General features: G+C 36.1%; 11 protein-coding genes. 10 read left to right on the top strand and 1 reads right to left on the bottom strand.

Annotated elements, in window-relative coordinates; all coding sequences use genetic code 11:
• The 7 genes from sufU to RWM19_RS04830 all read left to right on the top strand — a co-directional run bounded on the left by sufU (position 1) and on the right by RWM19_RS04830 (position 6,272).
• On the top strand, positions 1 to 456 hold the full coding sequence (gene sufU / locus RWM19_RS04860) for a Fe-S cluster assembly sulfur transfer protein SufU (RefSeq protein ID WP_294021672.1): 456 nt from the start codon (positions 1 to 3) through the stop codon (positions 454 to 456).
• Positions 453 to 1,880 carry a Fe-S cluster assembly protein SufB gene (gene sufB, locus RWM19_RS04855; RefSeq protein WP_313984348.1) on the top strand — a complete coding sequence of 476 codons (1,428 nt, stop codon included), beginning with the start codon at positions 453 to 455 and terminating at the stop codon, positions 1,878 to 1,880. Before sufU ends, sufB begins: the two co-directional genes overlap by 4 nt.
• Positions 1,873 to 2,394, top strand: coding sequence for a 5-formyltetrahydrofolate cyclo-ligase (locus tag RWM19_RS04850; RefSeq protein WP_313984345.1), 522 nt, complete (start codon positions 1,873 to 1,875; stop codon positions 2,392 to 2,394). The genes sufB and RWM19_RS04850 overlap by 8 nt, the downstream gene beginning before the upstream one ends.
• 88 nt (positions 2,395 to 2,482) lie before the next feature.
• Positions 2,483 to 3,730 carry a DUF2812 domain-containing protein gene (locus RWM19_RS04845; RefSeq protein WP_313984342.1) on the top strand — a complete coding sequence of 416 codons (1,248 nt, stop codon included), beginning with the start codon at positions 2,483 to 2,485 and terminating at the stop codon, positions 3,728 to 3,730.
• 1 nt (position 3,731) lies between these two features.
• On the top strand, positions 3,732 to 4,046 hold the full coding sequence (locus RWM19_RS04840) for a PadR family transcriptional regulator (protein ID WP_313984339.1): 315 nt from the start codon (positions 3,732 to 3,734) through the stop codon (positions 4,044 to 4,046).
• Positions 4,047 to 4,119: 73 nt separating this feature from the next.
• A complete protein-coding gene (locus tag RWM19_RS04835) occupies positions 4,120 to 4,971 on the top strand; it encodes a DegV family protein (RefSeq protein WP_313984336.1) in 852 nt (283 codons plus the stop codon).
• 95 nt (positions 4,972 to 5,066) lie between these two features.
• On the top strand, positions 5,067 to 6,272 hold the full coding sequence (locus tag RWM19_RS04830; RefSeq protein WP_313984333.1) for an FprA family A-type flavoprotein: 1,206 nt from the start codon (positions 5,067 to 5,069) through the stop codon (positions 6,270 to 6,272).
• A gap of 42 nt (positions 6,273 to 6,314) precedes the next feature.
• On the opposite strand, the gene RWM19_RS04825 is transcribed toward RWM19_RS04830, so the two are convergent.
• On the bottom strand, positions 6,315 to 7,424 hold the full coding sequence (locus tag RWM19_RS04825; RefSeq protein WP_313984330.1) for a hypothetical protein: 1,110 nt from the start codon (positions 7,422 to 7,424) through the stop codon (positions 6,315 to 6,317).
• 62 nt (positions 7,425 to 7,486) lie between these two features.
• Here RWM19_RS04825 and RWM19_RS04820 point away from each other — a divergent pair, with 62 nt between their 5' ends.
• From RWM19_RS04820 to RWM19_RS04810, 3 genes are all read left to right on the top strand, one after another.
• Complete coding sequence (locus RWM19_RS04820; RefSeq protein WP_313984327.1) at positions 7,487 to 10,021, top strand: TetM/TetW/TetO/TetS family tetracycline resistance ribosomal protection protein; 2,535 nt, start codon at positions 7,487 to 7,489, stop codon at positions 10,019 to 10,021.
• A 13-nt stretch (positions 10,022 to 10,034) separates the two neighbouring features.
• A complete protein-coding gene (locus tag RWM19_RS04815; protein ID WP_313984324.1) occupies positions 10,035 to 10,619 on the top strand; it encodes a thymidine kinase in 585 nt (194 codons plus the stop codon).
• Between the two features lie 120 nt (positions 10,620 to 10,739).
• Positions 10,740 to 12,107 (top strand): MATE family efflux transporter, encoded by a 1,368-nt coding sequence (locus tag RWM19_RS04810; RefSeq protein ID WP_313984321.1) that lies wholly within the window; start codon positions 10,740 to 10,742, stop codon positions 12,105 to 12,107.
• Positions 12,108 to 12,127: the final 20 nt, after the last annotated feature.

The raw sequence follows: 12,127 nt of genomic DNA, 5'->3' as shown, positions 1-12,127 counted from the left end.
ATGAGTGAAGTAGAAAATTTTATTAATGATCCGCAGATATTACGTGAATTGATTATGGATCATTATCAATATCCACATAATCATAAATTGGTAAAAGACGATCGTTACTTATCTGTACATATGGCTTCAGATAGCTGTATTGATGATATTACAGTGCAGTCTGATATCAAGGATGGTGTAATACAGGATATTCGCTTTGAAGGTGTTGCTTGTACAATTTCAACAGCGAGTACTTCGATGATGACTGACTTGTTAAAGGGAAAAACATTGGATGAGGCGCGTGTAATTATTCAGAATTATTTTGCGATGATTCACGAGCAACCATATGATCCAGAACTTTTACAAGAAGCAGTTGCGTTGAAGAATGTATATAAACAAGCCAATCGCATTAAATGTGCAACTATTGGTTGGGATGCGATTGAACAGATGATTGATGAAAGTGAGGGTAAGAAATGAGCGAACAGATTAAGTTGACCTCTGAAGATGAAGCAGTTCTTTCTTCCCAAGATGATTATAAGTATGGTTTCCATGATGATGTGAAGTCCATCATCGATACAGGTAAGGGCATTTCTGAAGAAGTTGTAAGACAAATCTCAGCATATAAGCATGAACCTGAATGGATGACACAAAAACGTGTAGATGCATATCATATCTTCATGAAGAAGCCTATGCCTAAATGGGGACCAGATTTAAGTGAAATTGACTTCCAGGATTTTACTTACTATCGTAAAGTCTCCCAAGAAACAGAAAAGAGTTGGGAAGAAGTTCCTGAAGAAGTAAAAAATACATTTGAAAAGTTAGGTATTCCGGAAGCAGAACGCAAGTTTTTAGCGGGTGTTACAACTCAATACGAATCAGAAGCTGTCTATCATAACATGTTAAAGGAAGTCGAAGAAAAAGGTGTTATTTTCTTGGATATTGACTCTGCTTTAAGAGAACAGCCAGAACTTTTTAAACAATATTTTGGTAAGATTGTAAGTGCTGGTGATAATAAACTTTCTGCACTCAATAGTGCAGTATGGTCTGGTGGCAGTTTTATCTACGTTCCTAAGGGTGTTAAATTAGAGAAACCGTTACAGTCTTACTTCCGTATTAACTCTGAATCCATGGGACAATTTGAAAGAACAATCATTATCGTTGATGATGGGGCTGAATGTTCCTATGTAGAAGGCTGTACAGCACCACAGTACTCTAAGGATTCTCTCCATGCGGCAGTTGTTGAAGTATATGTTGGTAAGAATGCGAAGTGTCGTTATTATTCTGTACAGAACTGGTCAGGTAATATCCTAAACTTGGTAACAAAGCGTGCAAGAGTTGATGCAGGTGGAACGATGGAATGGATTGATGGCAATATCGGTTCTAGAATTTCTATGAAGTATCCATCTTGCATTCTTGCGGGAGAAGGTGCAACTGGTCTTTGTATCTCAATTGGTGTAGGTTCAAAGGGGCAGTTCCAAGATACTGGTTCTAAGATGATTCATGCAGCTCCTAATACGCGCTCCTCCATTATTTCTAAGTCAGTATCACGTAATGGCGGTGTAACTAATTTCCGTGATGAAGTACACTTTACGCCAGCTGCGAGAAATTCAAAGGCACACATTGAATGTGATACCTTAATTTTAGATAATATTTCTAAGAGTGATACGATTCCTACAAACTCAAATATGAATAATTCTTCTACTATCGAACATGAAGCGAAGGTTTCCAAGATTTCTGAAGACCAATTATTCTATTTGATGTCACGTGGTTTAAGTGAAGAACAAGCAACAGAAATGATTGTCATGGGATTCCTAGAGCCGTTTACGAGAGAATTACCGATGGAATATGCTGTAGAATTGAACCAGTTAATGAAACTGGATATGAGTGGCTCCGTTGGATAAAAAGATTGCACGTGCGAAAGGATTACAAGCACGTGCTTTATTGTCTTCGCAAGAACGTAACAAGAAAAGTCATACTGTATGTCGAGAAGTGATTTCAAGGATACATGCAGGCATGTTAATAGGATGTTATGTTTCTATCAAAGATGAATTAATCACATCGGAAATTCTTAAGTATTGTTTTGCGAATAATATTACAGTATGTGTTCCAAAAGTAGTGGAGAATACTTTGCAATTTTATCAAATTAAATCTAATCATGACTTAGTACCAGCACCATTTGGCTTATTAGAACCAAATGTAACGGAAATGATTCCAGTTCAAAAGATAGAAATGATGATTGTTCCATTAAGTAGCTACGATTTAAAGAATCATCGTACAGGATACGGGAAAGGGTACTATGACTCAGTTCTAATGAATTGTAGAAATAGAATAGGTGTTGCGTTTCAGGAACAAGAAGTTGATCAAATAGATGTTGAATCACATGATATTACATTAGATGAAATCATCTCTGCTTAGAGGTGATTTTATTTTACTTGACAGTATCGATACTCGATATTATATTTTAGATAGATGAATATCGAGACTCGATATTATAGGAGGAAATATGATTCATAAGTTTGTCTATTATAATTATTTTGAATCAGATGCATTCGCTAGTTATCTTCATGAAATGTCATTACAGGGATACCATTTTAAAGGATTTGGGTTTGGTTTAAAATTCGAAAAAGGAGAACCAAGAGATATTACATATGATGCGTATGTCTTTAACGAACAACAAGAGGAAGATCAAGGATTAAATCCGAATTCGGAGGACTTTTTGGGTTATTGTAAAGAGGCTGGATGGCAATATATTGACGCCTATCAACGCTGGATTATTTTCTATAAAGTGAAAGAAGATGCTGTAGATATCGCAACAAAAGAAGAAAAACTTGAGAATGCGTTTGCGGTAAGGAAAGATGATTTAAAATTTGCTCGAATAGTATTACCTTTGTCCGCTATTTATATTATTAATTCGGTTTTACTTAATCCTAATATTTTTGAACTTCTGGAATACAGAAATCTTACAATTGAACTCGGTTGGTTTCTTTTCATATTTTCACCATTTTTTCTGTACTTTCACGATAAGAAAATATATCAATTATTACGTAGTAAATATGAAAGTACAGGTGAATTATATTTAGAGAATCCAAATAAAAAACAAATGTATTTTCAACCAAGTTCATTATTTTATTTCGTATTTACGATTGTTATTTCTACTCTATTTTTAAAATCTTATTGTGGCCTTTTGATAAGTCCATTGATTGGCGTTGTTGTGTATTGTGCGTTTTTCTGCTTACAAAAATTCTTTTGTAGGAAATATGGTTCATCTGGTTATATGGCGATTATGGGAATTACGATGTTTATATTCTATGTAATCATGCTGGTGTTGTATGGACAGAAGCAGGCTAATCTTAAGGCAGCATCAACAGATGATTTTCCATTACAACTTGTTGACATTGATGTAGATAGTAAAGGGATTACGCATGGAGCTTATACAGAACAAAAAGGTCTATTTGTGGATTGGACAAAGTACGTAATTGCACAAGGAGATGCAGCACAAGAAGTTCTATCGTATACGATTTATCATTCATCTTCTCCTTGGTTGATTCATAAGCAATATTTATACTTATCTTCAGGTATGAAGGCAACAGATATCAACGAACTTTGGAAACAAAAATCAGCGATTGTTTATAAGGAATTTGATGACTATGTGTATGTTGTTGATTGTGAAAATGAGTTGATTGAACTTAGGTATTCACAAGAGTTAACTCAACAACAGATAGATACAGTTATCAGAAAGATAGTGAAATGATATGGCACGTGCACAGTTTCAAACATTAACAGAACCGATGTTCTATATTCTCCTATGCTTGCAGAAAGAAGTATGTGGTATTGATATCATGGCTATGGTAAGTGTAATCTCAAATGGTAGAGTTTCCATTGGACCAGGTACTTTGTATGCGATGTTGCAAAAGTTTGAGGATAACGAAATTATTGAAAAGACTAGAGAAGAAAATCGTAAGAAGTGGTATCTTATCACAGATGCAGGGAAACAAATGCTTGAGGACGAATTAAAACGTCTAGAATCAATGTTAAGTGACGCAAAATCTACGATGAAAAATAACTAAATGATTTCATATAAATACAATCTACGAATATTATTTGGTATGATATAGATGATAAATAAAGGAGAACAGCTTAATGAAGGTTGTACTAGTAGCTGAATCAGGTGCGGATATTCCAAAGGAAATAGCCGAAAAAGAAGGTATCTATATCGTTCCAATGCATGTCACTTTTGATGGTGAGACAAAAGATGATGGTACTTTCCCAGCATCAAATATCATTGATTATTTTGAGAAGAACTTAAAGATTCCAAAGACGAGTGGTTCTACTATTGTGGATTTTGATTATATCTTTGATCGTATTCACGAAGAGCATCCTGAAGCACATATCTTGTATCTAGCATATTCTTCGGTAACAACTTGTGCTTACGGTTGTGCACAGATTGCAATGGAAAACCGTGATTATATTACGGCAATTGATACAAAGCTTTATTCAATTGGACAGGGTCAAGTATTAGTGCGTATGGCTGAATTATTACGCGAACACCCTGAATGGGGTATTGAGGAAGCGGTAAGTGCTGCCAATGATTTGATTGCTAGAGGTCATATGTCATTTATTCCTAAGACGTTAGCTTTCTTGGTCGCTGGTGGAAGAGTCAGTAATGCGAAGGCTTTATTAGCAGGTGTATTACTATTACATCCATGCATTGAAGCAAAGGATGGACGTCTAGTCGCTGGTAAGAATTATCGTGGCAAGATGAATCGTGTGATTTTTAAAATGATGGATGACTTCCTCGTAAATAATGCGATTGCTAATGATGAAGTGTGGTGCTGTACTACGGTTGGCTTTGATGAAGCACTGAAACCGGAAGTAGAAGAATATCTTCATACCAAAGGAATTGAAAAGGTACGTTGGTCACAATGTGGTGGTGTTATTACCACTCATGGTGGACCTGGTGCATTTGGTATTGCGGGATTTCGTACGAAGTAAGTAAGGTGCAGATATATCTGTACCTTTTTTATGAGATAGTATTATTTTAAATTTATTCGTAATAGATATATACTAATGGACGGGAGAGTAAAATTATGTATAACGTTAGAAAGATTCAAGATGATATTTATTGGTTAGGTGCCTCAGATCGACGCCTTGAAAAGTTTGAGAATACATATAGTGTTCCATCAGGAATGTCTTATAACAACTATTTGATTTTAGATGAGAAGACATGTCTTGTGGATGGTATTGATTACAATGTTGCCCAGCAGTTCTTTGAAAACTTGGAGTTTGCTTTGCAAGGCAGAACATTAGATTATATGATTGTTAATCATATGGAGCCTGATCACTGTGCAATCATTCCGCAGCTTGTACAGATGTATCCAAATATGAAATTAATTGGTTCCATGCAAGCATTCAAAATGATGAACCAGTTCTATCGTTTTGAAACAGATAGTCGTTCCATCGTTGTAAAGGAAAATGACACATTAAATCTTGGTGAGCATAATTTGAAGTTTATAACTGCACCAATGGTACATTGGCCTGAAGTCATTATGACATATGATGAAACTGCGAAGATATTATTTAGCGCAGATGTATTTGGTAGCTTTGGAGCAATGAGCGGTAATGTATTTGCGGATGAAGTTGATTGGGAACATGACTGGAAGGATGAAAGTAGACGTTATTATACTTCTATCGTTGGTAAGTATGGCATGCAGGCATCTGCAGTATTAAAGAAAGTTAGCAATCTAGAGATCAAAATGATCTGTCCTTTACATGCGCATATTTGGCGTAAGGATTTTGATAAAATTATCAGTCTTTATGAAAAGTGGACTTCTTATAGCTATGAAGTAAACTCGGTTGCGATATTCTACGGTTCTGTCTATAACAATACAGCTAACGCAGCAGATATCCTCGCGATGCAGCTGGCGGAAAAGGGTGTTAAGAATGTGAAAGTATTTGATACATCCAAGACGGATTTATCAATCATGTTATCGACAGCGTTCCAATACTCTACACTTGTATTTGCGGCAGCTTCTTATAATGCAGAAGTATTTGATACCATACAGCACTTATTATCAGAGATTAAGAATCATAGTCTTGCGAATCGTACGGTTGGGTTAATTGAAAATGGTTCATGGGTTCCAACCGCGAAACTTCTTATGGAAAAACAAATTTCTACTTGGAAGAATACGGTGATTCTAGAACCTAAGGTTACTGTGAAGTCTGCTGTAAAGGAAGATAGTTTAGCTGAAATCGAAAAATTAGCTGATGCGATTGTCGAGTCATTAAATAAGTAAATGTAAAAGAGAAGTTATGGGTGTGACTTCTCTTTTTTTGGGTTATATAGTTTTTTGTAATAGTTCAATGACTTCTTGTTTTGGCTTAGATGAGCGTGCAGTGACAATCTTAGGTGAGCCACCACCACTAGCTTCTAATGATTCTTGGATAGCTGCGTAGATATTTCTTGCTTTTCCTTCTGGGGAAATGATAGCGAAATCATTGTTATCATTAGAAGTAGTCAGCAGGATTTTTGTGGAAGATACTTCATTTAGTAGAGCTTGTGATACGGTACGTAATAGACTCGCGTCCACAACATCTACTAGTACGGTATCTTCCATTTGAAGAATCTCTTTTACTTTATAGGCTGTTAGTTCTTTTTGAAGTTCTTCAACTTGTTTTTTATAGGTTTTATTTGCATTGCGTAAAGTCTGGACATTTTCTAGAATGTCATCTTCTTTTCCATTTAGCATTTTATGCAATTCTTGAATTAGATTATAGTATTTCTTTAATTTAATGTTTGTGGCCCAACTAACGGTTGTATAGATGCGTGTACCACGTGATGTTTTTTCGCTACCTAGGATAATAAAACTACCAATTTGATTTACATTATTTACGTGGGGTGTACCACATGGTTGGGAGTCGATATCACCGAATGTAACAACGCGTACTTCATCATGATTTGCGTATTTAGGGTTTGGATATTCACTTCCTTTGTAGTATGTAAATTCTGCTGGAATATCTTGTAAGAGTGTATCATTCATAAACTCTTGTACCTCTTGTAGGTGTTTTTCATCTAGATCTTTACTGTTAACTTCATACCATTGATTTTCTGGTGAAGTAACACCAATCGCAACGATATAAAGACCCATCTTTCCATAATATCCATCTAGTAGATGATATGCACTTTGTACAGTCGTATTAATGATACGTGTTTCTTTATCGACTTCCATATGGATAGGGTTTTGTAACGTACCGCTAACTTTGTGGTAGAGGATATCATCTTCCCATTTTAAATCGATAACTTCTTGGCCATTGATGGTTCCTTTATCACCAGGCATACCACCTTTTTCGCCATAGAATACTGTTTCTTTGAATGTATAATAGCCGTCTTTTTCAGTTGTGATGGTAGTATCGCAACTGAGGTTTAATAGATTATCATAGTGGTTCATAATGTACCTCCATTTTTTATCATTATACTTGAAAAAGTGAATTCCTGCAGATTAGGTTTTCTATGCGTATTTCAAACTGGTATAATACATACATGAGTCAAACAAAACGAACAGTAATTGGTATCTTAGCGCATGTTGATGCGGGGAAGACGACATTAATAGAGAGTATTTTATATCAAACGGGTGCGATTGGTTCATTAGGAAGAGTGGACCATCGTGATTCTTTTTTTGATTTTGATGAACAAGAGAGAAATCGTGGGATTACGATCTATTCTAAAGAGGCGCATTTTGTTTATAAAGATATCGAAGTATATATCATTGATACACCAGGACATGCGGATTTTTCTTCAGAGATGGAGAGAACCTTGTCAGTTTTAGATATGGCAATTGTATTGATTAATGGACAAGATGGTGTACAGGCACATAGTGAAACGATATGGAAATGTTTAGAGTATTATCACGTACCTACTATGATGTTTGTAAATAAGATGGATATTAGCTATCTTAGTAAAGAAAAGTTACTCGAAGACATTCATACAAAGTTATCTAATAACGCAATTAATTGGTTAAATGAAGATAAGATGGAGGAGATATGCTTCTCCAGTGATGTGCTTTTAGAACAATTTGAAAACAAGGGTTTCTTAACATCTGAGGAAATTGTAGAGGGATTCTATCATCGCAGTTTCTTTCCAGTATTCTTTGGTTCTGCACTAAAGGTGCAAGGTATTGATTTATTGTTAGATGGAATTTTACAATTTTCAGTTGATAGAAGTTATCCTGAGGAATTTGGTGCTAGAGTGTATAAGATTACCATGGCTGAGAATCATACACGTTTAACTCATGTAAAGATCACGGGTGGTATTTTATGTGCCAAACAAAAACTGGATGAAGATGAAAAGGTTGATCAGATTCGTCTATATCACGGTACGAAGTTTAGTATGCTTGATGAAGCGTATCCTGGTATGGTTGTAGCGTTAAAGGGATTAGAACACGTTGAAGCAGGAGATGGTCTAGGATTTGAAGAAAAACAGATACAACCTATCTTAAGTGCATATATGGATTACCGTTTAGTTTATCCAAAGGGTACAGATTTACTTGCGCTTACGACGACGTGTCGTGAAATCAGCGAAGAAGATCCAGCACTTGAAATGGATATCCAAAGTGAGACAGGACAGATTGATATACATATCATGGGTGAGATGCAGATGGAAGTCTTACAGAAGAGAATCTTTGATCGCTGTGGGATTTCGGTAGGCTTTAGTACTGGCAGAATTCTTTATCGTGAAACGATTAGAGAAACTGTAAAGGGTGCAGGTCACTTTGAACCATTGCGCCATTATGCAGAAGTACAGGTAAGATTAGACCCTCTTGAAAGCGGGAAGGGAATTGTGATTGCCAATGAAACTGGTTCGGATCAACTTTCTTTTAACTGGCAAAATACGATTCTGAGTGCGTTACGTACCAAGAAACATCGCGGTGTTTTGACTGGGAGTGAACTAACGGATGTCAAGATTACTTTAATTGCAGGAAAGGGTCATTTAAAACATACTGAAGGTGGAGATTTTCGACAGGCTGCAACACGTGCAGTACGTCAAGCACTGATGAAGACATCTTCCATCTTACTAGAACCGTATGTGTCTTTTGAATTAACGGTTCCTAGTGATTCCTTATCAAAAGCATTATTTGATTTAGAAAGCAAGAAGACGCAGTTTGAAATACAAGATAGTAAAGATGGCCGTAGTGTAATTGTTGGTAGAGGTTGTATTCGATTACTTGCACACTATCAAAATGAAGTAAGTGCCTATAGTAAAGGTCAGGGGAGATTTTCTTTTCAGCCTGATGGTTATGATGTATGCCAAGATACAGATGAGATTGTGGCACAAATTGGCTATGATCCAGAGATGGATATGCGTAATCCTTCATCATCGGTATTCTGTGCAAATGGTAGTGGCTTCACAGTAACTTGGGATAAAGCGGATGAATACATGGATATCGCGCAAGAAACGGTTGAATCAGTTTCGACACAACATCGTACGTATCGAATTGAAGAGGATGAATTAAAGCGTATCTTTGATCGATCGACTTCAAATAATCGTAATTTTAATAAACAACATAATCCTGTCAAAAAGAAGCCGAAAGAAGAAAAACCAAAAGTAATGAAACACTTACCACCTTGTTTAATCGTAGATGGATATAACATGATATTTAGTTGGGATATTTTTAAAGAATACAAGGATGATGAACTGGAAATCTCACGCGAGAAGTTATTGGATATTTTATTCAACTATCAAGCTTTCACAAAAGAAAAGATGATCGTTGTATTTGATGGCTATAAAGTCAAAGATAATCTTGGTACAATATATTCACGTAAGGATATGGAAGTAGTATATACATCTAGTAATTTAACGGCAGATGCGTATATTGAACGCTTTGTGGCAGATCATCAGAAAGAGTATGATTTAACGGTCGTAAGTTCTGATAGTTTGATTCAAAATGCTATCTTTGCGCATGGTGCAAAGCGCATGTCCGCAAGAGAATTATTTGGACGTATCACATTTATCAATCAAGAGATTGAAGAACAATTGACACATTCATAGGAGACAAGAAGGTATGGCAAAATTATATTTTTATTACGGAGCGATGGGAAGCTCTAAGACAGCGAATGCTTTAATGGCAGATTATAACTATCGTGAACGTGGTCAGAAGACCATACTTGCGAAAACAAATATTGACACACGTGATGGGAAAAATGTCATTTGGTCTCGTATTGGTTTGGAAAGGGAATGTGTTCTATTATCGGATGTTTGCGCTATGAGCGAAGAAGAGCTTCGTACTTATGATGCAATTATCGTAGATGAGATTCAATTCGCAAAGCGTGAACAAATCGACTTCTTAGCACATATCGTAGATTATTTAAAAGTTCCAGTATTATGTTATGGTTTGCGTTCGGATTTTCAGCTAAATTTATTTGAAGGTAGTGAGCGTTTACTTGCGATTGCGGATGAACTACATGAAGTAAAGACTGTATGTTGGTGTGGTAAAAAAGCAACTTGTAATGCACGCTATAATGAACATGGTATTGTGCGTGTCGGGACACAGGTATTACTAGGTGCAAATGATGAGTATATTGCCCTTTGTCGTAAGCATTTCTTAGAAGGAAAGCTACATGGAGAAGAACCAGTAGGCTTGAAATAACTCACTATTTCTGTAGAGTGCGTTATAAATTTCAATATTTTGTGATGAATGAGATATTTGTTCATCACTTTTTCTATATTTTCTGATATACTTTTCTACATTGCGAAAGGAGAACTGAGGATGTTTAAACAAAGACAAACTGACATGTTGAATGGTGTTATTTGGAAAGAAATTTTATTGTTTTTTATTCCGATTATGTTCGGTTCTATCTTTCAACAGCTTTACAATACTGCTGATGCGATGGTCGTTGGTAATTATGTTGGTAAGGAAGCACTTGCCGCAGTAGGTGGATCAACTGGTGTTGTAATCGGATTACTTGTAAATTTAATTGTAGGTTTGTCGAGTGGTGCGACAGTCGTGATTGCGCAAGCGTATGGTAGTAATAATTATTCTTCTGTAAAGAAGGCAGTACAAACTGCGATGAGTTCTAGTGTATATATTGGTGCTATTTTTACGGTTATTGGCATTATCTTTACGCCATGGGCGATGAACATGTTGAATGTTCCTGCGGATATTATGGATTATTCGGTATTATATATGCGTATCTACATGCTAGGTATGATTCCTACGATGATTTATAATACGGGTGCTGGTATCTTACGTGCAGTTGGTGATTCAAAAAGACCACTATATTTCTTGGTGGCCGCATGTATTACAAACATTGTATTAGATGTAGTATTCGTTGTGTTCTTCCATTGGGATGTTGCAGGGGTAGCGATTGCGACAGTTTTATCGCAGGTTGTTAGTGGTGTATTAACACTATATATCTTATCGGCAGAAGATAGTGCATATTACTTTGATATTCGCAATTTACATTGCAATATGCATATTCTAAGGCAAATTTTGATGATTGGTTTACCAAATGGAATTCAAGGCGCATTATATAGTTTCGCTAATCTCTTTATTCAGGCAACTGTAAATGGTTACGGAACAAATACAGTAGCTGCGTATACTGCTTTCGGTAAGATTGATGCGCTATTTTGGAATTATTCTGGTGCACTAGGCACTGCAACATTAACGTTTATTGGGCAAAACTTTGGTGCTGGTAAAATCAAGCGTATGAAGCAAGGCGTATGGAATGCGATTGGTATCTATACGGTTGGTTCGCTTCTGATTACAGCATTGTTATATTTCCATGGGGATTATATTTGTGGCTTGTTTACGCAAGATGCAGAGGTTATTGATATTTGTGTACAAATGATACGTCAGTTATGTGTGTTCTGGCCTGTATTTGTGTTCCTAGAGATTTATGTAGCAGCTACGCGTGCTTGTGGTGATGTTATTTATCCTATGATTATTACGATGATGGGAATTGGTGTGCTTCGTATTGTATATATCTTATTTGTACCATCGTCTACAGTCTATGAATCCTTGCGTATTTTCCCAATTACATGGGTAGTTACAAGTTCAATCTTTGTGATTTATTACTTTCAGGGAAGTTGGCTTAAACGCAGTATTCAAAAAAGAAATATTACTGTCATTGATTAGGAACTTTTCGTAAAGTTCCT

Source organism: uncultured Solobacterium sp., assembly GCF_963517755.1.
GTDB lineage: Bacteria > Bacillota_I > Bacilli_A > Erysipelotrichales > Erysipelotrichaceae > Bulleidia.
Note: the sequence above shows the minus strand (reverse complement) of the source record. Positions and strands in the feature narration are given on the sequence as shown.